This is a genomic window from Microbulbifer halophilus (assembly GCF_026183675.1).
Classification (GTDB): Bacteria; Pseudomonadota; Gammaproteobacteria; order Pseudomonadales; family Cellvibrionaceae; genus Microbulbifer; species Microbulbifer halophilus.
In genome coordinates this window covers 21,179-46,655 of sequence record NZ_JAPIVK010000025.1, presented here as the reverse complement: position 1 = coordinate 46,655, position 25,477 = coordinate 21,179, and the positions used below count along the sequence as shown (strand labels likewise).

Below are 25,477 nucleotides of genomic sequence, written 5' to 3'. Positions count from 1 at the left end.
GGGCTGTCACTCTCCTCGCTGGTAGGCCTGTTGCGGGTGGTTCGGTTTGGTCGGGTATTTCAGCTGTAGCTGCTTGGACTTCACCAGCGGCTGCAGATAGTGCTTGCGCAGGGATTCGGCGGACCGGTTCAGCAGTTGCTCCAGTTCCTCGAGGCGCAGGGACTGCTGCTCGCACAGCGCCTTGATTACCGATTCCACTTCCTCTCGCGGCGCCTTGCCGCGCGCCGCTACGGGCCGGGCAATGTCCCGCAGAAGCTCCCAATGTCCGAACCCTGCCGCCAAAGGTCCGGACCCCAGCTCCGGACCTTTGGCGATATCTCCTTCTCCATTGTCGCTCTCCGCCAGCAGATCCCGGGCGCGGGCATCCGGCAAGAAGTAGACGGTGCCGCGGCCCGAGCCCGCGCGCTCCAGCAGGCCCTTGTCCACCAGGCCGGAGAACAGCAGCGTCAGGTCGCGCGGGTGGAGATCCAGGATCGACATCATTCTGCTGTGATCCACCGTGATCTCGATCCGCGCGGTGGCCAATACCAGCCGCTCGTTATCCGTCAGTCCGGCGAAGACCTGATCACCCAGCATCGCCTCCAGGTCGCCCAGCACCTTTTCCGGCACCAGGCTCAGCATATGCAGTTCCAGCAACGTCTGTTCGCTCGGCGAGCCGTGTTCGCGCAGCACCGGCCGCCGCCAGTGCTGGCCGGCCCAGCCCTGGAAAATCTTGGGCAGGCCGGAGCCGGCGTTCTCGCCGAGACCGATATAGCGGAACATGTCCTGCAGCAGGCGGTTGCGGCAGTCGCTGTTGCCACCGGCCACGGCGATATCCACCGGCACCCGCATCAGGCCCGGGTTGCGAAAGCCGAACATATCCGGCCGCTTGACCACCAGGATCGATGCCCGTCCGGAGAAATCCGCGTGCACCAGCGTGTTGACCAGCGCTTCACGTAGAGCCTTGTGCACCGAGGTGTCGTCCTGCCGCTGGTCCCCCTCGAGCAGGAAGGGAATCTTCAGGTCCGTGGTCAGCTTGCGGATAACGCGGCGGTAGAAGTCGAAGAGATTGCCGGACCAGGAGCCGTCCAGTGTCAGCCGGTCCACCCAGCGCAGCTCCGCCCTGGGCTCGGGCCGCTCCTGGTAATCCAGCATATAGTTGGGGAAGGCCTCCTTGATTGGCGTCAGTTGGCCAAACATCAGCAGGCCCGCGCGGGTCAATCCCGAGTGCCCCGTCTCCCGGTCCCGGCGCCAGCCGCCGATGCGGTACAGGAATTCCTGCGCGTCCAGCTGGTTCCAGGGATGGTCGGGCTGGCGGTTGATATACATCTGGCGGTACTGGTTGAAGCTGTCGATATCCAGGTCGTCCAGCCCGTAGCCCCGCAGTATCTCGCCGTCCCGGGAATCCTCCACCTGCTCGGCCAGCATCCTGCGCACCGACTCCTCGCCCTGGCGCTGGTCGGTGCTGTTGCGGCGGATATAGGTTCCGACCAGGGGATTGCCCTTGATATATACGGGCCGCTGCTTGCGGGTGGCCTGGGGGATATGGATATGAATGACCGAGTGGCCGTCGATGGTGAGAACCCTCACCCAGCGGTCGCGCAGCACGCAGTTGCTGACTTTCTGCGGATTGTTCAGTCCGGTCCAGAGTTCGTCGATGACCTTGTCGGGATCGTCGATACCGGCCAGTTCGAAGCGGCCGGCGGCAAGCTCGCGGATACCGAGGAAAACGTCACCGCCATAGGTGTTGGCAAAGGCGCTGTAGGTTTCCCAGAAATCCTTCGGCAACTTGCCATTGCCATCCCGGCCCGCCGCCAGCTTGCACTCCACATCGACACTCTCCTTGAGCGCGGCGATATCTTCCAGGGAGTCGATTTCCATCATGGAGCTGCCAATGTCCTTATCGTTGTCGCTCAATCATGCACTAACTCGCCGGACTCGAACACTTCCCGCTTGAGCTGCTGGTTGATTTCCTTCAACGGCTCGCGCAAGGCGTCTTCCAGCCGGGCCATATGCTCGACCAGCCACTCTATCATCTCCGGCCAGTTGGCCCGGTCATAGCCGTCCACCGGTTTCGCATACTGGATGCGGCAGGACTTTTTATCCGGAAGCGGCAACCACTCCAGCGACTGCCCGAAGCGTTCCTCTATCTCCCCCTGCCGGGCGCGCAGCCCCTCGAAGACATAGCGGTTCTCGTCGGCGTTGCGGCGCCCGATATTCAGCTCCACGCGGATCTCGCCCTTGCCGAAGATCAGCGAGAAGGGCACAGAGGAAACCCCAGAGCCGGCGTAGAGCCAGTGGTCCCTGGCCGGGCTGATATTGTTGTACAGGGTGCAGCGGCTCCGGCCGAAGGCCTCCAGCGCCCGCTCCCAGAAGGCGAGCCGCAGCGTATGGCGGTGCTTCTGTTCGCTGTCGGCATTCTTCTCCTCGGTTTCCTTGGCCACCATGCCGATCATAAATTCCGAGGACTCCGGCGTGGGGATAATCTGCTCCACATTGAGGAAGAGCTCATTGCCGGCCCGGTAGGGCGTCACCTTGAAGCACTGGCAGGCGATGCCGAACTGGCTCAACCAGAGCACGGTGTTGGTGACCTCCTTGCGGTAGCGGGCGGCCACGAAGATCAGCCGCTGGCTCTTGATACGGTTGATCTGGGCCGCCTCCAGGCCATCCACTTCCAGAAATTCCACCAGTTTGTCGGCGGCACTCTCCGCTGGCCGGCCGCTCTGCTGGCCCTTCTGGTTCAGGTAGCGCTGGTAGATATCCACCACCTGCGCCTTGCTCAGGTTGGCGCAGTAGCCGGCGTACTTGAGCGCCTGCCAGACCACGTCGCGGCCGGTGTCATCGAGCTTGTTCTCAATAATCACCAGGTTGCCCTCCTTGTCGATGGCCAGCAGGTCCAGCCGCTCGCGGGTATCGTCGAAGCCGTCGAACTCTTTCTGGATAACCAACAGCTCCTCGCCGTCGCCCTGCGCCAGCGCCTGCGGGCAGTTCTCCAGCCACTCCTGCAGATGCCGGCGCTCGCCAAAGCCCAGCTCGCCGAAACGGCAGGGTTCCAGCGGCGCTATCCGGTTGTGGGCTGGATCTATCTTATACATTGGCGACCTTTGGTAGTTCGGGTTCCTGTGTTTCGGTGGCGGGTAGGGTCAGTTCGCCGGAGAGGAGTTTTGGCAACAAAGTATCTCTCAACTCAATCAACGATTGAGTTTCATTGTTAGAAGCGGATTTCATCTTAGAGATGGAATTTACCGTCAGGGAAAAACGTTCCATAAGCTCCAAGGAGTAACATGGAACTTCCAAACGATAAACGTTATTTCTATTCAGCCCTGGTACCGCAGCATCTGTATTCATGCCATCAAGCCCAAGCGTGTGTAGCAAATAATATGCAAAAGGTAGCGAGCACCCGTTTTTTACCAACACGTAGTAAGTTGTGTCTATGGGGTAGAAGTCTTTCGTCTCCCAGTAAATACTGCCAACGGTTCCTTTTCTACCAACAACGATACCAGGCCCCGGCACCAGAAAGTCATTGTGAGATCCAGTAATACCTCCAGAACCATATACAGGGTACGGACCTTCAACACGCGAAGATTTTTTTAGAGCCTTCCCGTATGCAAGCTCTATATATCGCTCTAGCCGAACCGGCCCCCATCCTTCCGGCACCTCTCCCAACTCACTGTCCTGCATAGCGGACGGAAACAGTTCCGCGGTGACGCGCAGCTCGGCGTACTGCTCGGGCTGCTCGCTCTGGAGACGGGCCAACTCCTCCCGATTCTTGCCGGAGATGGCCTGCATGGCAGCGAGGTTCATGGTGGTTTCGAGGTCCTCGCCGGCAGCAGGACCTCCCTGCTCACCCGCGTAGCAGACCGGCGACGCGGCCTCATTGCCCGGCTGTGTGGCCTGCCAGCGCTTGCGCGCCGCCATCTTGGCCTTGACCGGCTCGAAATCGACAAACCAGCTTTTAAAGACGGCCTGGGCCATCTGTTCGAGGGTTTGGTTAATTTGATAGTTGAGTTCAATTTTCTTGTCCAGGTACCCCAGGATCTTTGCTATCGCAGTTTGTTGCGACAAAGGTGGTATCCGGATTGCAAATTTCTTTAGGTACTCAAGGTTTATCTTAGGAACTCCAGTGAACTCGGAGTCCTGCTTAATTTTCTGGATAGCCCATTTGGATGACACCCAGTAATAAACGTATTCTGGCAATGCCTTCTCGGGATCAACTCGGAGCCTCATCTGATTTGAAGATATGAGGTATTTTTCTATTTGACTATCACTAGGCACTAATCCTGTTTGCCCTAGCGTTCCCTTCTTCGTGAAAATAATGTCGTTCGGACGGCATTCGCTACGACTTAGCCTTTTAAAGGTCTCCTCACCGACATAGACAAACTCCTCGGATTTGAAACGATGAGGACCTACCGTCAAATTGCTGCCCCTTATTACTGGGATTCCTGACTCCACGTAGCAAGAAGCTTTCAAATTTGAGCCAAATGGCCCATCAACAACGCCTCTCGGAACGGCCACATCCTCCAAGGTTAGTAAAGGCCACTCAGAGCTCATACCCCAGCCCCCCAAGATTCCGCTTAATCTCCACCTCCAGCCGCTCGCTCTCGGCAAACTGCGCCTTCAGCTGCCCGGTCAACCGCGCCATCTTGTCCGCAAACGGTTCCCCGTCATCCTCCTGCTCCGGCGCGCCCACATAGCGCCCCGGGGTCAGCACGAAGTCGTGCTTCTCGATCTGGTCCAGCTCGACGGATTTGCAGAAGCCGGCCACGTCCTCGTAGCCCTCGCCGCGCTGCCAGGCGTGGAAGGTGTCGGCAATGCTGGCGATATCCTCGTTGGTGAAATCGCGCAGCACCCGGTCGCGCATATAGCCCAGGTTGCGGGCGTCGATAAACAGGAACTGGCCGCGGCGATCGCGCTTTTTCTCGTCCAGCACCAGGCCGTTGGTCTTGTCCTTGGTCAGGAACCAGATACAGGCGGGGATCTGGGTGTTGGTGAACAGCTGCCCCGGCAGGGCCACCATGCACTCCACCAGATCCTCCTCCACCAGGCGCCGGCGGATCTCGCCCTCGTTGTTGGTATTGGAGCTCATGGAGCCGTTGGCCAGCAGCAGCGCCATGCTGCCGGCGGGGGCCAGGTGGTGCAGCATATGCTGCATCCAGGCGAAGTTGGCGTTGCCCTTCGGCGGCGTACCGTATTTCCAGCGGGCGTCGCCGGCCAGGGACTCGCTCCACCAGTCCTTCATATTGAACGGCGGGTTGGCCATGACGAAGTCGGCGCGCAGGTCCGGGTGCTGGTCGTCGAGAAAGCTGTCGGCATTCTTGTTGCCGAAATTGAAGTCGATACCGCGGATGGCCATATTCATCGCCGCCAGGCGCCAGGTGGTGGGGTTGGATTCCTGGCCGTAGACGGAGATATGCTTTTTCTGCTCGGCGGCGTTGTAGCGCTGCTCCCTGGCGTGTTCCTCGATAAACCTATCGCTGGAGACGAAGAAACCACCGGAGCCCATGGCCGGATCGTAGACGCGGCCGGAGTAGGGTTCCAGCATCTCCACGATCAGGGTGACGATACTCTTGGGCGTATAGTACTGGCCGCCCTGCTTGCCCTCGGCCAGCGCGAACTGGCCGAGGAAGTATTCGTACACATGGCCGAGGATATCCTTGCTGTGCAGGTTCAGCGGCTCGCCGTTGTGCTCCGGCCTGGTGAAGGAGGTATCGGAGAAGGTGTTGATCAGGCCAATCAGCTTGTCGTCGTCCAGCTGGAAATGACTAATACGGTTGAGGATGCCCTTGAGCTTGGCATTCGCTTTCTCGATCTCCTCCAGCGCGTTGTCGACCAACCAGGATACGGAGCGCAGCTTGACCTCCTTGCCCGCCTTTTTTCCCGCCGAAGGCTCCTCTTTCCACAGCACCGATCCCGCGGGCAGCACGGCCTTTTCCTTTAGCGTGCTCCAGCGGGCGGCCATCGGCACCCAGAACACATTGGCCTCGCGGTAGTAATCCAGCACCTCCAGTTCTTCGCGCAGGGCCTGCAGGTAGTCTTCGTCGCTGTCGTAGTCCTCCCGCGGCAGGTAGTAGATATTGTCGTCGTCATCGGCCTGGAACAGCTCCAGCAGTTGTTCCTGCCGCTCTTCGAAGGCGTCGGAGACATACTTCAGGAAGATCAGGCCCAGTGCCACGTGCTTGTAGTTGGCCGCGTCCAGATTGGCGCGCAGCTTGTCCGCGGCCTTCCAGAGCTTGTCGTCCAGCTCTTTGAGGAATTGCTGCTCAGCTTTGTTCATTTTTTACTCACAACTCGAATCGATCGGACCGCTCTGCAAATAATCCGCTATAGGGCCGTACAGCCCCGAATCCCGCGGATACAGCCCAACCACAGGCGTAACGGCTGGCGCAGTGCCGGCAGTTCGCGTGCGTCGAGGTGGGTTGGTCCGGGTATCCCCCGCGGGGCCATCTCAGCAGCACCGGTCGGAGGTATCAGACGTCATGCTATCAAAACCTTACGGCCTGTGGGACGCCCGCCGGCTCTTCTGCTGGGCGGGCTAGTGGCTCAGTGCTTCTCTGGCGGCATGAGGGGACGGAAGCAGCTCGGAGCAGGCGGAAATTGCGGCTATCACGCTGCCGGCGCTGTCCCTGGAATAGCCACCTCCGCCGAGGAGGACAGCTGGAGTTGAACGTTTTTTGAGCGCCCGGACGGTCAGCCTTTCCCGCTCGACCACATCCTCGGTGGTCAGGCAGAGACCGCCCAGCTTGTCGCTGGTGAGGACATCGGTGCCGGCGACGACGAATGCCAGCCGGTAATCGCCGTCCAGCTTTTCCAAGGCATCATTGTATCGCTGCAGGTAGGTTTCCCCCTCCGTGCCCGGGGGAAGAGGGACGGGTATATCGACGCGGTCGCGGGTATAGCCAGACGTTGGATAGATACCGGCATTGTAAACGTCCAGCAGCGTTACCCGGTCGTTGTCCATAAAGGTGTAGGCGTTGCCGTTGCCATGGTGGGCATCGGTGTCGATGATCAGGATTTTGTCTTCGGGAGACAGAAGGCCGCGCTTTACCAGCTGTTGATGACAGATGCCGATATCGTTGTAGATGCAGAAACCTTCCATATTCTGCTGCATGGCGTGGTGGTAGCCGCCGGAAAGGTTCCAGTAGATATCCCCGCTGCTCAGTGCCTTTTCCGCGCCCAGCATGGTTCCGGCGACGCCCCAGCGCATCGGGGTGAGTATCTTTCTGTCCAAAAAGTTAAAGCTGACAAACGGGAGTTTCGGAACTTCAAGAGCCCTGAAAACAAAAACAGAGTCCCTGACTTTCTTTCTCATTATGCTGGAAAGAAAGCCGTCGACAATCTCCATATCCACGGGGACGTCAGGACTCAGGAAATCTACTTTTTCATTATCTTCCAAAGCTTTATGGATTCTCTGGAACTTAACCCCGTCAAAGGGATGCAGATAGTTAAGCAGCCCAAGGTTGATATTATATTGATCACTGTATAAGACGTTCACGCGATCTCCCGACCAGTCACGGAAAGCTCCCTGGCATAACGCAACACCTCGCTCGGTGTCCAGATACCACGCCCCAACGTCCCTCCAATTCTTCCATATTCTCGGGCAGATGGACGAAAACTTGGCTCTCTCCCACTCGCCACTGTCAGGCATTCCGCAACGACGTGCGAGCAATTGTACCTTGCCAATTGATATCGTGGATTCTTTCTCTGCAAATCCAGAATGAAATTCTCCAACTTATCAGAATCTATACGCTGGATCGTTATTGTAACCGGATGCCTATTGCCCTCGGACTCAATATCTTCATCCAACGCTTTCATGAAATGCCCGGGATGGCTACGCTTGATTTTCAGATCTTTCTTTCCCGCACCGTCTTCGGGCCAGAAACTGACATAGTTACCACCAAATGAAAGAGATGCGTGCCCCACCATATTGCCCTCGGGCAGCCAGACATGCACTTTGAGCATGGTTGCCTCCTTGCATATAAACGTTTTTCATTCCCTGTGGCGTCATCAACGCCCGAGCGAAGAAGCTCCTGACTATTTTTCAATCGATGGTTATACAATGGCGCAAGCTGCGCTTGCAAGGAACCTGCACACATCGACTGGAAGGGCGGCATTAGAAGCGGGGGTGCCACTGAACTACCTTGGCAGGCGGGCCTCCCCGGCCCGCTGGCGGAGCTGGAGCTCCGCGGTCCCGGGATCCGATACATGACTGATTGGTCAGAAAAATCTCGTCATTTGTATGTCCCGAAACAGGCCAGGTGCTTCCATCTCTCCCCCCGTTCGGGGGAGGAGGCATCCCCCGCCCAACGCCGCCATACTCGTGTTCTGTAAGGTGCTCAATGCGGATATCAGCGGGCCGCTAAGCGGCCAGATGCAAGGCGCACTTGTGCAGGCATAGTGGTTCTATGTCAAGCAAGTGCAACGCCGCAGATGGCTGCTTAGCGGCCCGCCCGAAGGGAGCCCCCCCCTCTTCACCTGGTAGAGAGGGTCCACAGCGGCGTTACCGCTCTTGCAAATGGAACCACCATTCCCTGCGAGCGGCGCCTTGCTGTGAACAATTTGGGGGGCTCTGATATCCGCATTGAGCACCTTACAGGACACTGACCCTATCCTAATAAACGACGATCCAACGGACTGAGTTATGAGCGGTAACAGCGAATGGTGGCGCAATAGCGTCATCTACCAGATCTACCCCCGCAGCTTCTGCGACGCCAACGGCGACGGTATCGGCGACCTGCCCGGTATCACCCGCAAGCTGGACTATGTGCAGTCACTGGGTGTGGACGCCATCTGGATCTCGCCGTTCTTCAAGTCACCGATGGTGGATTTCGGCTACGACGTGTCCGACTACCGCGATGTGGACCCGATCTTCGGCAACCTGGCGGACTTCGACGAACTGATCGAGGCCGCCCACGCGCGCGGTATCAAGGTCATCATCGACCAGATCCTGAGCCACACCTCCGACCGGCATCCCTGGTTCGAGGAGAGCCGCGCGAACCGCGACAACCCCAAGGCCGACTGGTATGTCTGGGCCGATCCCAAGCCGGACGGCAGCGCGCCCAACAACTGGATGTCCAATTTCGGCGGCAGCGCCTGGCGCTGGTGCACCCGCCGCCGCCAGTACTACCTGACCAACTTCCTGAAGGAACAGCCGGACCTGAACCTGCACAACCCGGCGGTCCAGGAACAGTTGCTGGCAGACCTGAAATTCTGGCTCGACCGCGGCGTAGACGGCTTCCGCCTGGACGCCATCAACCACGCCTTCCACAACCGCTCGCTGGATGACAATCCGCCGCGCCCGCTGGAACTGGACGAGAAGGGCCTGCCGCCGGTCAACACCTACGAATACCAGTGGCACATCCACGACAAATCCCAGCCGGAAAACCTGCTGTTCCTGCAGCGGGTGCGCCAGCTGACGGATCGGTATCCGGGCACCATCACCATGGGCGAAGTCGGCGACGACAACACCCACAAGATCATGGCCGAGTACACCACCGAACACCGCCTCAACATGGCCTACTCCTTCGACCTGCTGGGCAGCGACCACAGCGCGCAGTTCCTGCGCGACACGCTGGAGAAAAACCGGGAAGTGATCGAGCGCGGCTGGCCCTGCTGGTCCATCGCCAACCACGACGTGCCGCGCTCCCTGACCCGCTGGAACGCCGAATTCAGTACGGAACAGGCCCTGGCCCGCGCGCCGCTGTTCGTGCTGATGCAACTGACCCTGCGCGGCAGCGTCTGCCTGTACCAGGGGGAGGAACTGGGCCTGGAGGAAGCGGAGATCGCTTTCGAAGACCTGCAGGACCCCTACGGCATCAACCTGTGGCCGGAATTCAAGGGCCGCGACGGCTGCCGCACGCCCATGCCCTGGTTCGACAGCGGCGCCGTCAACGCCGGTTTCTCCGAGGTAAAACCCTGGCTACCGGTACCGCAGGAGCACCACCCGAAAGCGGTGAGCGTCCAGGAGCAGGATCCGAACTCCACACTGAACCAGTTCCGTGCGCTGATCGACTGGCACAGGGGGCTATCCGCGGAAATCGCCACCGCCGAACAGGAAGTGCTGGATACCGGCAACGACCTGCTGGCCTTCTACCGCCGCGGCCAAACGGAACAGTTGCTGGTGGTACTGAATATGGGCACCGGCGAGGGGACACTCGCACTGCCGGAAGAGTTTGCCCCAGCCGAGGACATTACCCCGCAGCTGTTTGCCGGCGAGGTGGCCGGCGGCGAGATCAAACTGCCGGTGGCCGGCGCGCGCGTGTTGCACCTGAACCAGTAGCAATCAGTCAGTCTCCGTTTGAGAAGTGTCCCGGTACCGCAACCGCCATTCGTCGGCCGGGGCGCTTCACTTTTCCTTCTGCTCTCCCTTCCTGAGCTCAAGCTGTAAGCCGGGAGACGGCGCAATCGGGTCGACGAAACAGAGAATATCTCCCGGGTGGTCTACGAGGTTTCCAGCAAGCCGCCGACCAGGTCCACTTCCACAGGCTGTTCCCCCGGCAGAAGTGCTGTCAACCGCTGGTCAGAATCGCATGGAGAACCCCACGATGCCCTTGAAGCCATAGCTGCCTTCGAAGCTGGTCTGGCCGAGCGCCTCGCCGTGGACGGTATATTTGCCGCCACCCCATTCATAGGTGCCGCCGATGCCGAGCTCGCCGCCGAAATCGTGCGGCTCGAAGTCGAGGACCGTATCGTCGACGTCGACCGCGGTGCCATCGAGAAATTCGTAGGTGAGATTGGCGATCGTATAGACGTGGCCGCCGCTCCCGGCACCGTAGCCGGCGGTATCGAAGGCGACACCGAGCCGGCCGTTGAGGCTGTCGCCGCTCTCCAGCGCGATGTCGGCGTCGAAGGGGTCGGTGAAGTCGTCGAAATCGACCCCGGTGTAGGAGAGCTGCGCCTGCGGCGTCACCGACCAGTTGCCGCCGATGGCGATTCTCTTGCCGGCCTCGATGCCGAGCCCGTAGCCCCAACCCGAATTGTCGTCGACGAGCGCGCCGATACCGGTGGCGCTGAGGTCGCTCATGAGATAGGCAAGCGTCGCCTGACCGTCGGCATAAAGGCCGTCGTCGCCGTACCAGGTCAGCGATGCGCCGACCCCGACGGTATCGGTCGAAGCGGTACCATTGCCGGTTTCCGACTCGATGTCGGATTCGGCATGGGCGTAGTGCGCGGTGAGCCCGCCGATGACGATGCCCGAAGCCTTGTCGGCCAGTTGGCCGTCGGCGCCGACCTGCACGAGCGTGCGGGTCGAGTCATATTCGGTGCCGAGGCTCGACGCCCCTTCGAAGTGGCCGTGAGTCGCCTCGATCCGCGTCCGCAGGACGCGCCCGCCGGAATGGCCCATCGACTCGGTCGCCGGCTCTTCGGCCGTGGGAAGATCGGCGCCGCCGCCGGCAAACGCGTAATAGCGGTTGCCGACCCGCTGCCTGAGCGTCGGCAGCGCCATCAGGTCGAGCAGCGTCGCCGCATAGGCCTCATAGGTCGGCACCGTCGGGGCCAGGCCGACACTGCGCAGAAACCAGTCGCCGTCGCCCGGTTCGAAGAAGAGGTCGTAGCTGTATTCGCCGCCGATCGCCGGTGCGCCGAGTTCGAAGAGATCGGCCGACGAGGTGCCGTCGACCTGGACGATCCTGATGCCGTCGCCAGACGTCTCGCCGCCGTCACCGCCGAGATTGGTCACGAAGATCCGGGTCGCCCCCGACCCCATGAGGGTGTCGCCGGTGATGTGGAGAAGATCGCTCGGCGAGGAATCGTCGCCGAGCGCTGCATCGATGGCGAGATTGCCACCATTGCTGGTGTAGTCGCCGTCGATGGTGAGGGTGCCGATGTGCCCGGGGCCGGCGGGCGCGATGGTGCCGCCGGAGAAACTGGTCGTATCGCAGACGGTGCCGGTGCCCGCCAGGGTGCCGCCGGCGCGGATCGTCAGCGGGCCGCACAGGCTGCCGTCGACCGCGAGCGTGCCGGCCAGGATCTCGGTCTCGCCGGTGAAGCCCGAGCTGTCGCCAGTGAGATGCAGCGTGCCGCCGCCGAGCTTGTCGAGCGGGCCGCTGCCGGCAAGGGTCTGATCGAGCGTGAAGGTGTTGGCGGCGTCCGCGATGTCGAAGCCACCGCCAAAGGTGCCCCAGGCGATCGGCCGGTCGGTGGTCCTATAGTCGGTCCCGGTCACCCGCAGGATGCCGCCGTCGAAGCGGAGTTCCGTGCCCGCCGCGCCCAGATTGCGATTGTCCGAAACGCTCAGCGTGCCGGCCTCGATCGTCGTGCCGCCGGAATAGGTGTTGTTGCCGGTGAGCACCAGGGTGCCGAGATCGGCCTTGACCAGCCCGGCACTCCCCCGAAGCACCGACCCGATGGTCGCCGTATCGTCGGCCCCGTTGGGCGTTCCGTCGCCGACCCGGATGGTGGCGGAATCGCTCTCCAGGGTGATCGCCTCGCCGATGATGGTGTAGCCATCGACCGCGAACTGCATGCCGGCGACGCCGACCTGGCCCTGGCTGTTGTCCACGGTCACCATGCCGGGCCTGCCCTGGAAGATGGCGAAGCTGCCGTCGGTGAAGGCACCGTTGGGTGTACCCTCGATGTCGGTCCAGTTGGTGTTGCCGCCCGAGCCTTGCCAGACACCGCTGCCGCCCTGGATGACGCCGTCGTTCGGATTCCCGGGCCCGTCCCAGAAATTCATCTCGAGGCCGGCGGTATTCACCATGTTGACGCGGCCAGGAACCGAGGTCTGCACGGAGAAATCGCCGGACGGCAGGTTGGTATTTGCAAAACTGCCGCTCAGGCTGCCGCCGTAATGGATCAGCCCGTAGATGCCGGGATCGAAGTCCCGGCCCGAATGGTTCCTGACATGGAGGGTGCTGCCGCCCAGATCGACATTGCCGCCCACCTCCATCATCAGCGCGTCGTGGTTGCCGCCCGGCGACTGGCCGTAGGTGTAGTCGAGGTTGGCGCCGCTCCGCAGGCCGAGATCGCCGTTGATGGTGAGCTTGTGGACGCCGTCGTCATCGCTGTCAAACGCGGTGAGCCTGCCGCCGCCGTCGACCCGCACATTGCCGCCGATGGTGCCCCCGCCACCGAGCGTGCCGCCGTCCCGAACCCGGGTGAGACCGGTGGCAGCCGACTGGTCGCCGTCGATCAGCAGCCTGCCGTCGGAAACCGTCGTCGTGCCGCTGTAGCGGTTGTTCCCGGTCAGGGTGGTGGTGCCGCTGCCCACCTGCTCGACGCGGCCGGCGCCGCTGATCACGCCCCCGAAGGTGTACGCATCGGAACGGTTGAAAGCGAGCCTGCCGGCCTGCCCGGTCGCGATGTCACCCGTGATGCTGCCGGTCCCGCCGCCATCGCCGAGCTGCAGGGTGCCCCGCGCAATCCAGGTCCCGCCCTTGTAGTCGCTGTCGCCGGTGAGGATGGTGGTGCCGCTGCCCGCCTGCTCGACCCTGCCGGCGCCGCTGATCTCACCGCCGTAGGTGTAGGTGTTGGTGCGGTCGAACACGAGCGTACCGCCGCCGGCGATGCCGACATCGCCGGTGCCGAGGGTGCCGGCCGTCCCGGCGACGCGCAACCTGCCATTGGAGATGGTCGTGCCGCCGCTATAGGTGTTGTCGGCGGTGAGGGTGACCGTGTCGAACCCCCTCTGCTCGACCTGGCCGCCGCCGCTGATCACACCGCCAAAGGTGTAGGCATTGAACCGGTCGAAGACGAGCCGGCCGTTCTCCTCGACCGTGACATCGCCCTCGATACTGCCGCTGTTGCCGCCCAGCGCCAGCTCGCCGGCCTCGATCGTCGTGCCGCCGGAATAGGTGTTGTTGCCGGTGAGCACCAGGGTGCCGAGGTCGGCCTTGACCAGCCCGGCACTCCCTCGAAGCACCGACTCGATCGTCGCCGTATCGTCGGCCCCGTTGGGCGTGCCGTCGCCGACCCGGATGGTCGCCGGATCGGTGCCGAGCGCGATCGCGTCGCCGGTGATGGTGTAGCCGTCGACCGCGAACTGCATGCCCGCGACGCGGACCTGGCCCTGGCTGTTGTCCACGATCACCGTGCCGGGCCTGCCCTGGAAGATGGCAAAGCTGCCGTCGGTGAAAGCACCGTTGACCCTGCCGCCGATATCGGTCCAGTTGGTGTTGCCACCCGAGCCTTGCCAGACACCGCCGCCGCCCTGGATGACGCCGTCGTTCGGATTCCCGGGCCCGTCCCAGAAATTCATCTCGAGGCCGGCGGTGTTCACCATGTTGACGCGGCCAGAAACCGAGGTCTGTACGGAGAAATCGCCGGACGGCAGGTTGGTGGCGCCGAAGCTGCCGCTCAGGCTGCCCCGGTAATGGATCAGCCCATAGACACCGGGATCAAAATCCTGGCCCGAATTGTTCTCCACGTTGAGGGTGCTGCCGCCCAGATCGACATTGCCACCCACCTCCAGCATCAGCGCGTCGTGGTTGCCGCTCGGCGACTGGCCGTAGGTGTAGTCGAGGTTGGCGCCGCTCTGCAGGCCGAGATCGCCGTTGATGGTGAGCTTGTGAATGCCGTCGCCATCGCTGTCGAACGCGGTGAGCGTGCCGCCACCGTCGACCCTCACGTTGCCGCCGATGGTGCCCTCGCCGCCGAGCGTGCCGCCGTTCTGAACCCGGGTGAGACCGGTCGCACCCGACTGGTCGCCGTCGATCAGGAGCGTGCCCGCCGAGACGGTGGTTGGGCCGCCATAGCTGTTGTTCCCGGTCAGGGTGGTGGTGCCGCTGCCCGCCTGCTCGACGCGGCCGCCGCCGGTAATCGTGCCGGGGATCGCCAGCGCGTTGCTGCGATTGAAGACGAGTGCGCCGTGGTTCTCGATATCGCCGCTGCCGGCGCTGCCGCTGGTGCCGCCATTGCCGAGCTGCAGCGTGCCGCCGCTCTCGATAGACGTGCCGCCCGAATAGGTGTTGTCGGCGGTGAACGTGAGCGTGCCGGTGCCCGCCTGCTGGACGCTGCCGCCGCCCTCGATCAATCCGTCGAAGCGGTAGGCGTTGGACCGGTCGAAGGCGAGCCCGGCACCCTTCTTGACAGTGACGTCGCCCTCGATACTGCCGGTGGCGCCGCCTCCGCCGACCACCAGCACGCCGGCGTCGACCCTTGTGCCGCCCTGATAGGTATTGGTGCCACTCAAGGTCAGCGCGCCCGCCCCCGTCTTGGTGAGCGCGCCCGCACCCCCGATAACGCCGGTGAGGTGCAGAGGGGCGTCGGTCCTGAATGTGCCGCCGCCGGCACCGAGCGTCACGCCGCGCCCGGACGTGAACCCGGCGGTGGTCTGCAACGTGCCGCCATCGATGGTGAGGCCCGCGCCCGCCGCGCCCAGATTGGCATCGCTCGAAACGCTCAGCGTGCCGGCATTGATGGTGGTGCCGCCGCTGTAGCTGTTGGCACCGCCGAGCACCAGCGTGCCGAGATCTTCCTTGATCAGCCCGGCATCGCCCCGAAGCACCGAGTCGATGGTCGCGGTCCAGCCCGCGCCGTTGACGGTGTTGTCGCCCACCAGGATCGTGGCCGGGTCGGTGCCGAGCGTGAGCGCGTCGCCCGCGATCCTGTAGCCGTCGACCGCGAACTGCATATCCGCGACCTTCACCGGGCCGTTGCCGTTGTCCACCGTCACCGTACCGGGCGCGCCGAGGAAGATGGCGAAGCTGTCGTCGGCGAAGCTGCCGTTGCGCGCGCCGTCGACCGTGGTCCAGTTCCGGTCGCCCGAGGCTTGCCAGACACCGCTGCCGCCCTCGATCCGGCCGTTGCCCGGGGTGCCGCCGCCGTCCCAGAAGCTCAGCTGGAAGCCCGCCGCGTTCACCAGGTTGACGCGGCCGGCGACCGAGGTCTGCACGGAGAAATCGCTGCTCGGCAGGTTGGCATTGGCAAAACGGCCGCTCAGGTTGCCGTCGTAGTGGATCAGCCCGTAGACGCCGGGAGCCAGGTCCTGGCCCGAATTGTTCGCGACATTGAGGGTACTGCCGCCCAGATCGACATCGCCGCCCACCTCCATCATCAGCGCGTCCGGAGCGCCATTGGGCGACTGGCCGTAATCGTAGTCGAGGGTCGCGCCGCTCTGCAGGGCGAGATTGCCGTTGAGGGTGAGCTTGTGGATGCCGTCCTGGTCGTTGTCGAACGCGGTGAGTTTGCCGCCGCCGTCGACCGTCACATCGCCGCCGATGGTGCCCTCGCCGCCGAGCGTGCCGCCGCTCCGGACCCTGGTGAGGCCGGTCGCGCCCGAGTGGTCGCCGTCGATCAACAGTCTGCCGCCTGAGACGGTGGTTGCACCCTTGTAGCTGTTGTTCCCGGTCAGCGTCGTCGTGCCGGCCAGCTGGTTGACGGATCCGGTGCCGGAAATCGCAGGCGCGAAAATATGGTCCGAACTCGTATGGTTGAAATTGATGGTGCCGGTGCCGGCACCGAAGGCGACCGTGGGCGCCTGCAAGTCCCCGGCGGCGGCCGCGGCCTGACCGGCTGCGGCGCCGATATTGAGCGTACCCGTGGCGCCGGCCGCCTGGGCGATGGTGATGCCGTTGCTGGCGCTGACCAGGCCGCCGTCCGCGACCGTGACGCTGCCCGTGCCTTCCGCACCGATAAGAAGCGCGCCGGGGGGCGGGTCCTCCCCAGCCAGCCCAGTGTTCATGCTCCAGCGCGCGCCGGGTCCGGTCACCGTCACAGTGCCGGTGCTGTTCGCCTCATCGCCGACAACACCTCGCGCGCTGGTCACCACACCGCCCGCTGAAATGGTGAGGGTGCCGGCTCCCTGCACCCCGACTTCCAGGATATCATTGGTCTCGAAGTCGGAATTGAGACCGGTGACCGTGACAATGCCGCCGTCGCTAATGGACATTCCGCTGCTGGTCGTTCCAATGGCGCTCACGCGACCGCCATCCTCGATTGCGAGGACGCTGTTCACGGTCAGCGCACCGTCCATACTCCAGAGCGAGCCGGGCCCGGTTACCGTCACCGTGCCCCGAGATCCGGGATTTGCACCAATCACGTTTCCGCTCAAGGAACCAACAAGGCTCTCGACGACCCCGCCGTTGCGAATCGAAAGCGCGCCGCTACCCGTGCGGCCGACCGTAATCTGGCCGACAATTGCCGGAGCGCCATCGACCACCGCCCCATTCCCATTCGGCGCGTCCGTATCGATATCGACGTTTTTTCCAGCGACCGGCACAGTCCCGTCCTGCCAATTTTGTGGGTCGAACCAGACGTTCGATACCGCGCCTATCCAGTTGTCCTGTGTCTGCTGCGCCCAGGCAGGCGTGACCACGGGAACGAGGGTGGGAATGGCCAGCATCGAGGCGCTGGCCAGCGCCGTCGAGCGCACGTATACCGCGTGCCGGGACCGGTTTCGAAACATGGGGCCTCCGTTGCCTCCGACAATTCCCTTTGATCCCGCCGCCCTCGAATCGCCAAGAAAACGCAATCACAACAGCCCGCTCTCCCGCGAGGAGAGTGGTTGCGGTCACCCAACTGCTATGTGTCTATGCATGCACCCGAGGTGCAACGGCTGCCGTCGGGCGAACCCGATCCGCAACCGCGACACCCGTAACGGGGTCGCCTTGTCGACTCGGTCGTCCTCGGCAATGGGAGCAGTATAGATGGTGACAGGCGCGGGGGAGCCGCAGATCCCGGCCCGGAGGACAAAGCCGCCACCACTGACGGGCCCTTCACAGGGAGTTGCCGTCCTCCCCTGAGGCAATGGAAAAAAAACCACCCCGAAACTATCTTGCCTGCAACCCACACGGTGCCATCGGGGGCGATGGCGATGCCGCCGGCATCTGTTCCCGCCGCAAGCGAAATGGCCGTCAAGTCGTCGTCCATAAGCGGACTCCCTCCTTAGTGGTTTAGCGATATATGGCTTTGTAGACGAATATCGAAAGGAAGGATACGCCAGCAAGCACGGGGCGAACCTGGCAATAATGCAATGCCTGGACCTCTCCCAATCGGAGGGCCTGGAGGAGCTGATACAGAGAACCGCTGAAGAGCAGGGAATGGAGTGATTCGGCTTTGGGTCTAGCGGGAGGCCGCTAGACCGCCCTATCCAGGGCCGTCAAACAGTCGACGTCGAGGACCGAGACTTTGCCGGGGGCAAACTCGGTGAACCAGACGCCCTGAGGCGAGACGGCCACGAGAGCGATCGCCGAACCGGGGCGAGACCTTGTAAGCGCCGGGTCGGGTTGGCCGTGTACGGGATCGATGGCGAGCAATTGATGTCCAGCCTCGTCGGCAACCCATAGACGCCGTCTCCCCTGGTCCCAAGCGAGACCGCGAGGCCTGGAGCCCTTGCCAATATCGACCAACCCGACCTCATCATGGCCGCCGCTTCCCGGCTTGAGCCAATAGACGACACCCGCCCCGACATCGCTCACCCAGACTGCTTCGACCGAGTGCCCGCTTGTCTGGAGAGCGACGTATGCCGGCTGCGGCTTTCCGCGCCCGTCAGGGACTTTGGGCAATGGATGTGCCTGGTACTTGCCGCCGTCGGGCGGTATGGAAAATATCTGGCCCGCTGTGCCGGCGGGAAGCTCGCGCTTGTCTGTGACCCACACGGTGCCATCGGGAGCGATGGCGATACCGCCGGCATCTGTTCCTGCCGCCAGCGAAATGGCCGTCAAGTTGTCGTCCATGAGCGGACTCCCTTCTCAGTGGTTTAGCGATATATGCCCTCGCGGCAAAAGCAAAGCATTCAGCGATGAATCGTAAGGACGCCATCGATATATTTGAAGGTGTAGTTCGGCGCCGATCCGCCACTGGCCTTGATTGGATATTCGCCGTGGTGAGAATTGGCGTCGGCCGCGGTCGTGACCTGAATGCCGGTGACCTTCGCGCTCGTCTGGTCCTCGCCGGGCACAAAGCCGCTGATCGTATAGCGGAATGCCGGGTTTGGCTGGTGCGCGCGGCGAAAGGCATGTTCCACCGTGACCGTCAACAGCTTCGGCGTGATGCTCGCCGCGGTGGTTGGCGGCTTGAGGTAATAGTTTCCCGCATCCGCCCCGCTGATCGTATAGCCGCTCGCCGTTACGGCGATATGCTGGCCCACGTCCTTGGTCGCAAAGGTTCCCTTCGCAGCCGCCGTCTCCAATTGCACCGCATCTCCGGCCAACGGCTGGACGGTGCCGCCGTGCAACGTCGCGGCCGGAGCGCCGTCATAGACCTTGTCCTCGGCGCTCACGCCCGATACCTGAAGGGGCGCCTGGTCGATGGTGCCCACATTCGCGCTCACCTGCGGCGCGGCGAGCTCGTAGTTGCCGGCGTCCTTCCCGGCGAGCGCCAGCCCGGAGACCTTCACTTGCTTGGGAGTCCCGGCCCGCTTGTCGGCAAACGCCGCGCTCGCCCGGTCGAGCGCCACCGTCACCGTCTCGCTGTGAACGACACCCGACAGATGGATGTCGCCGGTCTTGACCGGCGCCGTCTCGTTCCCGTCATAAACCTTGTGAACCTTGCCGGTCAGCGCCGCCGCCAGCGCCTTCTTGGTGATGGTCGCCGTCAACCCCGTTGGCTGCGCGAGAGCATAGTTCCCCGCATCCGCCCCGCTGAGCGTATACCCGTGTGCCGTCACCGCGTGCGTGCCCGCGTTCTTGCTCCCGAACCTGCCCGCCGCATGGGTCGCCTCCAGCGTCACCTTGTCGTGGCCAAGCGGCTGGATGGTGCCGCCGCTCAGCGCCGCACTGTCGGTCCCATCATAGACCTTGTCCGCGACCGTCACGCCCGACACAGGCAGCGGCGCCGGCTTGATGATGCCGACATTCCCGCTCACCGGCGTTGCCGGAAGCTTGTACTTGCTGGCCTTCGCCCCTTTCAGCACAAGCCCGGACACCGTCACCTGCTTGGAGGTCCCGACATTTTTGTCGGCAAACGTCATGGTCGCCCGGGACCAGTCAATTTCAACCTGGCCCTTGTCGGCAGCGTCCAACCCTTTGAGTTCGCAGTTCAGCTTGGCGGGCGGCGCGGTTACCGCGGCAGTCCCATCGTAGACCTTGTGCACCTCACCTACCGCACCCAGCAGTGTGACGGTCAGGGTCTTCACCGACGGCTTCCGGATGCTGGCCGTGACCGCCGGAACCACGATTTTGTAGTTTTCCGCATCGGCCCCCGAGAGGGCGTAGCCGCTCAGCGTCACCTTGATATTGTGGCCCTCGCCCGCCTGCGCAAACTGCCCCTGCACCTTCGCGGTGACCAGTTGCACGGCATCGTGGGGGTCGGCGAGATCCCGCTTGTCGATGTCCCCGGGGTTGGTCACCGTCGCGGTGTTTCTGCCGTCTTCGTCCTTGTCCGCAACCGCCACGCCCGTTACGTGCAGCTGCTTCTTGTCGATAGCGCCGATATTGGCGCTCACCGGTGTCGCCGGCAGACTGTAGTTGCCGGCACCCGCGCCGCCGAGAGCGAGCCCGGACACCGTCACTGGCTTGCCGACGCCGACACGCTTGTCGGCGTAGGCCGCCGTGGCCCGGCCCGTGTCCGCCGCCAGCGTCTCGCCGGCGACAAGGCCCGCAAGCTGGATATTGGCGGCGCCGAGCGTCGCCGCCACCGTGCCGTCGTAGACTTTGCGCACATCTCCCGTCAGGGTCGCGGTCAGCGGCCTGGCCGCGATGGTCGCGGTCAAGCCCTGCGGCGGCCTGAGACCGTAGTTGCCCGCATCCGCGCCGCTGATCGTATAGCCGCTCGCCGTTACCGCGATATGCTGGCCCACGTCCTTGCTCGCGAATTTGCCCGCCGCATGGGTCGCCACCAGCGTCACCTTGTCCTGGCCAAGCGGCTGGATGCTGCCGCCGCTCAGCGTCGCACTGTCGGTCCCGTCGTAGATCTTGTCCGCGGCGCTCACGCCCGATACCGGCAGTGGCTTGGCCGTGATCGTCGCGGTCACCCCCTGCGGTGGCTTGAGATCGTAGTTGCCCGCATCCGCCCCAGTGATGCTATAGCCGCTGGCCGTCACGGCGATATGCTGGCCCACGTTCTTGCTCGCGAACGTGCCCGCCGCATGGGTCGCCTCCAGCGTCACCTTGTCCTGGCCCAGCGGCTGGATGGTGCCGCCGCTCAGCGCCGCACTGACGGTCCCGTCGTAGACCTTGTCCGCGGCACTCACGCCCGATACCGGCAGCGGCGCCTTGTCGATAGCGCCGATATTTCCGCTCACCTGCGCCGCCGGCAGCTTGTACTTGCCGGCTGCTGCGCCCTTCAAGTCAAGCCCGGACACTGTCACCTGCTTGGAGGTCCCGACATTTTTGTCGGCAAACGTCATGGTCGCCCGGGACCAGTCAACTTCAACCTGGCCCTTGTCGGCAGCGTCCAACCCTTTGAGTTCGCAGTTCAGCTTGGCGGGCGGCGCGGTCACCGCGGTGGTCCCGTCATAGACCTTGTGCACCTCACCCACTGCACCCAGCAGCGCGACGGTCAGGGTCCTCACCGACGACTTCCGGATGCTGGCCGTGACCGCCGGAACCACGATTTTGTAGTTTCCCGCATCGGCCCCCGAGAGGGCGTAGCCGCTCAGCCTCACCTCGATATTGTGGCCCTCGCCCTTCTGCGCAAACTTCCCCTGCACCTTCGCGGTGACCAGTTGCACGGCGTCATTGGGGTCGGCGAGATCCCGCTTGTCGATAGTGCCGGGGTTGGTCACCGTCGCGGTGTCGCTGCCGTCTTCGTCCTTGTCTGCAACCGCCACACCCGTCACGTGCAGATCCTTCTTTTCAATGGTGCCGACTTTCCCGCTCAACTGGCGGGGGAACTGATAGCCGTAGACGTTGACTTGGCCATTCAACGCCTTGACGGCAAATTCGTTGCCGGGCGCGTCCACCGTCACCAGCTTGCCCGTGCCCGCTTTCTTGTCGTCGTAGGTCCCCGCCTTCGGGCCGCTCAGCGTCTCCCCTGCCATCAAGCCGGCGACGGTATAGTTGCCGTCATCCAGCTTCGCATCGGCGTTGCCGTCGTAGGGCTTTTTGACCTCGCCGGTGAGGTTCACCGTTATCCCTGGCGCCCCCGCGCTGTACAGGAGGCCGTTGCCGGTCGCCTGCTCCGGGGTGGTCGTGCCGTACTTGGCGTAGTACTGCTTGAAGTCCGGGGACAGCCCGGCGAGCGGGTCCTTTCCCGGTTTGACCGACCACACCAGCCACCGCCCGGACGCGGCGGACAGCGCCTGCGACCCCGCCCGGTTGTCGAACACGGGCGCCGATATCACCAACGCATCGCCCTTGCCGCCAGCCGCCAGCGACGCGCCCTGCGCCAGCACCACGCTCTTGTCTTTGCCCACCGCCGCGGCATCGGAGATCACCTGGATGCTGCCGCCCCGGATAGCACCGGACAGCGTAATATCGCCGATGTCATGGTTGACCAACCGCGGATCCGCGTTCAACCGCAGTGCCACCGCGCCGGATCCCGCATCGATGGTCTTGTGCGCGGCCAGCGTTATCTCCCCCGTGCCCGGATCCTGGTTGAGGCTCGCACCGGGAATTTGCGAGATATCCTCGTTGGCGCTCAGCGTCACCTTGCCGCCGCGGGTGAGAATATCCGCATTCACATGCACCGACCTGCCGGCCTGCAGCGTCAACGCCGCAACCGCAGAGGCGCCCGCCACCAGGTCGATCGGCGCATCGACCGTGATGTCGTTCAGCGCCTGCAGGGTCACCGCCGTTCCGCCGGCCAGGACCCCGGCAATGGCCTCCCCCTTCACCGCTTCGGTTTGAGACTGATGGTTGTGATACTGAAAATACCCGGAGAGATTCTCGTCTCCGGCGGTGAACAGGTAGACCCCGGGTGAACCGGTGAGCGCATAGCCGACGACCATACGTGTGCCATAGGCGTTCAGCGCCACAGACGTGCCAAAATAGTCATTCTCCTTAAGCTTCGCCATATCGACATCGTCGGCCCGCCGATAGCCTCTGCCGAGGATACCCTTGAGCTTGCCGCCACCGAAGTCCCGGTCCGCAAAGCCGAACACGTACACCGCGCCGGCATTTTGCGTTGGCGCCGAGCCGGCATCGCCCTTTGCGCCGACGGCCAGAAGCGTTCCGTCGGCATTCAGCGCCACCGAGGTACCGAACTCCCCATGCAGTTCCCCCAGGGCGACAAGGTCCGGCCCTGTGAGGCCTTTGCCGATGCGAGCGGCCAGTTTGGCGGGCCCCGGCTCGCGGGTCGCAAACTTGAACAGGTAGACCGCACCCACGGCGCCCGCCCTCCTCGCGCCGACGGCCATCCGCGTTCCATCCCCATTCAGCGCCAACGATATGCCAAAGTTGGCGCCCGGTGGGAGATCCACACTGGTATCCGTGCGCTCCTTGTAGCCTCTGCCGATAACGCCGGCGTGCTGACAATCACCGAAGTCCCCGTCCTTGAATTGGAACAGATGGACCGCACCGGTATTGGCGTTTGAGTTGTCCTCGCCCCTGTCGCCCCATGCGCCAACGGCCAGCCGCGTTCCGTCGGCATTCAGGGCCACCGACCAGCCGAAGTAGCTGCCCGGCTGAAGTTTCGGCACCTTGATGGCGTTGGCTGCCGTGGGGTGGCCGATGATGCCGGCGGCTTGACCGCCACCGAAGTCGCCGTCCTTGAATTTGAACAGATAGACCGCGCCGGTTTTTTGCTCTGTGACCGCGGCGCCGACGACGAGCCGCGTTCCGGCGGCATTCAGCGCCACGGACCTGCCAAACTGCTCGCCACCCTTGAGGTCCTGCACATCGATATCGTGGCCCTTGCCGACGGTGCCGATAAGCGCGGCGCCACCGAAGTTGACGGTCTTGAAGCTGAACAGATAGACGGCACCGTACACAGAGCCCTTGTCTCCGGTGAACGCGCCCACGGCGAGCCGCGTTCCCGCGGCATTCAGCGCCGCCGACGCGCCGAAATACGGTGAGGCTTGCTGAAGTTTTTGGTTGACCTCACGCTTGGGATCCTTTTCGCTTTTGAGGGGGTCCACCCCGGGGCCGATGATGTAGTGCGGCACCCAGTGCTGCGCTTCCGCCCCCACGGTGAGATATTTTGGGTCGAGCAACAACTGGCCCTTGCCGACCTTCACATTCAACAACTGCGCCCGACGCAACTCGCCGGCGGAGGAGATCTCCACCGCGCCGCCGCCGGTCTTGCCGGCCGCCACAATCCCGCCGAGAAAGGTCGTCTCGACGTCCGACCAGATCACCGCCGTGCCGCCCATACCGGATAGGGACGACACATCGATCGCCGTGTCGTCATTGAAAAAGTTGCTCTCGGCCGTGGCGAGGTCCGGCAGTGCGCCCCAGCGCCCGACAAAGGCCGCATGTTCGGGCCGGCGCACATCCGCCACCTTGCCGCCCCGAAACGCCCCGCCGATGCGCACCAGGCCGCCCCGGCGCGGCCCGGACGCGACAAGCCGCGCCGACAGCAGCCGCACATTGGCCGCCGTCATATCGATCCGCCCGCCAACCCCGGAGGCGCCGGCGGCGCTATAGGTGCCGGAACTCAGCAGGTCCGCCCGCGCCACCAGGGAGACGGCGCCGCCATCCGTGCTGCCCGAAGCGTCCGTCCGCGCAGTGGCGGTCTCCACCACGCGCGCGGCCTGGTAGTGGACCTGGCCCCCGGCGCCGGCGAGGCCCCTGGCCTCGACCCGCTCCCCCAGCGACAACAGTCCCGACGACGTCACCGCGAGGCACCCGCCCGCGCTGCCGGATACGCTCACCGTGCCGCCGAGACCGACATGGCCCCCCGTAATGGCGATGCGTCCGCCCCCGGCCACCGGCCGGCCGGCCTCATCCACGCCCTCGGCCGCAATGCGGCCCCTCTGCACGACCATTCCGGCGCCGCTGTCGCGGGCGGCCAGCTCATCTCCGGGCGCAAAACCGACCGGCTCCTCCGACTCCGGCGTCACCGCACAGCCGGCACATGCCGCCAGCGCCACCCGGCCGCGGGGCGCGACAATCGTGCCGCCCTGCCGCACCTCGGGGCCCACCAGGGCGACAAACCCGGCCTCGGCCGTGCGAATCGCGCCCGCGTTCTCCACGATTGCAGAGGTGGCACCGCCGCCAAAGCGCAACCGGGCGTCGGAAGCCATCGGGCTGGAGGCATTCTCCAGCTCGTGCGCGGCCGCCACCAGGCCCGCGACCACCAGCTCTGCGCCCGGCGCAAATACCACGCCCTGCGGATTGCTCAAAACCACCCGGCCCGGCGCTTCCAGCCGCCCAGCCAGCGTCGAGGCCACGCCGCCGCGCACCACAAGCACCGTCAGCGACGCTGCGCCCGGCTGTTCCAGCCGCAGCGTGGCATCCGCGCCCAGCGACAGCTCGTCGAAGGCGATCACCGCCACCGTCGAGCGCTGCCGCACAACGACTTCGGCGCCGCGGCGCGCCACCGCCGCCTCCCCGGCCAGCACCCGATCCTCCCCCGGCGACGCCGCCGTTTCACCGTTCACCGCCACCGGCGCCCTCTCACTGCCGCCCGTTGCGCGCCGTGGAGTTTGTACGCCGGATGCGCCTGTCTCCGCCACGCGGTCCTCCCGCATCAAAACCGCACCGCTATCTTCGGTCTTCATCGTCGCAGCCCTCTTTCAAAA

10 protein-coding genes are annotated in these 25,477 nt (G+C 63.8%); 1 reads left to right on the top strand and 9 read right to left on the bottom strand.

What is annotated here, in order from left to right; all coding sequences use genetic code 11:
- Positions 1 to 6 precede the first annotated feature (6 nt).
- The 6 genes from OQE62_RS13590 to OQE62_RS13565 form a co-directional block, all read right to left on the bottom strand.
- Positions 7 to 1,896 carry an RNA-binding domain-containing protein gene (locus OQE62_RS13590; RefSeq protein ID WP_265722585.1) on the bottom strand — a complete coding sequence of 630 codons (1,890 nt, stop codon included), beginning with the start codon at positions 1,894 to 1,896 and terminating at the stop codon, positions 7 to 9.
- Positions 1,893 to 3,074 (bottom strand): DUF4268 domain-containing protein, encoded by a 1,182-nt coding sequence (locus tag OQE62_RS13585; RefSeq protein ID WP_265722584.1) that lies wholly within the window; start codon positions 3,072 to 3,074, stop codon positions 1,893 to 1,895. The genes OQE62_RS13590 and OQE62_RS13585 overlap by 4 nt, the downstream gene beginning before the upstream one ends.
- The gene (locus tag OQE62_RS13580; RefSeq protein ID WP_265722583.1) at positions 3,067 to 4,530 is read right to left on the bottom strand and encodes a restriction endonuclease subunit S; all 1,464 of its coding nucleotides are present in this window, start codon (positions 4,528 to 4,530) and stop codon (positions 3,067 to 3,069) included. The genes OQE62_RS13585 and OQE62_RS13580 overlap by 8 nt, the downstream gene beginning before the upstream one ends.
- Positions 4,520 to 6,253, bottom strand: coding sequence for a class I SAM-dependent DNA methyltransferase (locus OQE62_RS13575; RefSeq protein WP_265722582.1), 1,734 nt, complete (start codon positions 6,251 to 6,253; stop codon positions 4,520 to 4,522). The genes OQE62_RS13580 and OQE62_RS13575 overlap by 11 nt, the downstream gene beginning before the upstream one ends.
- Before the next feature lie 258 nt (positions 6,254 to 6,511).
- The gene (locus tag OQE62_RS13570; protein ID WP_265722581.1) at positions 6,512 to 7,471 is read right to left on the bottom strand and encodes a histone deacetylase family protein; all 960 of its coding nucleotides are present in this window, start codon (positions 7,469 to 7,471) and stop codon (positions 6,512 to 6,514) included.
- Positions 7,468 to 7,938, bottom strand: a complete 471-nt coding sequence (locus OQE62_RS13565; RefSeq protein WP_265722580.1) for a hypothetical protein — start codon at positions 7,936 to 7,938, stop codon at positions 7,468 to 7,470. Before OQE62_RS13565 ends, OQE62_RS13570 begins: the two co-directional genes overlap by 4 nt.
- Positions 7,939 to 8,617: 679 nt before the next feature.
- Here OQE62_RS13565 and OQE62_RS13560 point away from each other — a divergent pair.
- Positions 8,618 to 10,255: an alpha-amylase family glycosyl hydrolase gene (locus tag OQE62_RS13560; RefSeq protein ID WP_265722579.1), complete on the top strand. Its 1,638-nt coding sequence runs from the start codon at positions 8,618 to 8,620 to the stop codon at positions 10,253 to 10,255.
- A gap of 240 nt (positions 10,256 to 10,495) precedes the next feature.
- Here OQE62_RS13560 and OQE62_RS13555 read toward each other — a convergent pair whose 3' ends face one another.
- From OQE62_RS13555 to OQE62_RS13545, 3 genes are all read right to left on the bottom strand, one after another.
- Positions 10,496 to 17,320, bottom strand: coding sequence for an autotransporter-associated beta strand repeat-containing protein (locus OQE62_RS13555; RefSeq protein WP_265722578.1), 6,825 nt, complete (start codon positions 17,318 to 17,320; stop codon positions 10,496 to 10,498).
- A gap of 670 nt (positions 17,321 to 17,990) precedes the next feature.
- Complete coding sequence (locus OQE62_RS13550) at positions 17,991 to 18,590, bottom strand: Vgb family protein (RefSeq protein WP_265722577.1); 600 nt, start codon at positions 18,588 to 18,590, stop codon at positions 17,991 to 17,993.
- Positions 18,591 to 18,649: 59 nt separating this feature from the next.
- Complete coding sequence (locus OQE62_RS13545) at positions 18,650 to 25,456, bottom strand: YDG domain-containing protein (protein WP_265722576.1); 6,807 nt, start codon at positions 25,454 to 25,456, stop codon at positions 18,650 to 18,652.
- Positions 25,457 to 25,477: the final 21 nt, after the last annotated feature.

Excerpts from the sequence above, each read along its gene's own strand:
- OQE62_RS13585 (WP_265722584.1), bottom strand. The coding sequence starts at position 3,074 with ATGTATAAGATAGATCCAGCCCACAACCGGATAGCGCCGCTGGAACCC.
- OQE62_RS13580 (WP_265722583.1), bottom strand. The coding sequence starts at position 4,530 with ATGAGCTCTGAGTGGCCTTTACTAACCTTGGAGGATGTGGCCGTTCCG.
- OQE62_RS13575 (WP_265722582.1), bottom strand. The coding sequence starts at position 6,253 with ATGAACAAAGCTGAGCAGCAATTCCTCAAAGAGCTGGACGACAAGCTC.
- OQE62_RS13565 (WP_265722580.1), bottom strand. The coding sequence starts at position 7,938 with ATGCTCAAAGTGCATGTCTGGCTGCCCGAGGGCAATATGGTGGGGCAC.
- OQE62_RS13560 (WP_265722579.1), top strand. The coding sequence starts at position 8,618 with ATGAGCGGTAACAGCGAATGGTGGCGCAATAGCGTCATCTACCAGATC.
- OQE62_RS13555 (WP_265722578.1), bottom strand. The coding sequence starts at position 17,320 with ATGTTTCGAAACCGGTCCCGGCACGCGGTATACGTGCGCTCGACGGCG.
- OQE62_RS13550 (WP_265722577.1), bottom strand. The coding sequence starts at position 18,590 with ATGGACGACAACTTGACGGCCATTTCGCTGGCGGCAGGAACAGATGCC.
- OQE62_RS13545 (WP_265722576.1), bottom strand. The coding sequence starts at position 25,456 with ATGAAGACCGAAGATAGCGGTGCGGTTTTGATGCGGGAGGACCGCGTG.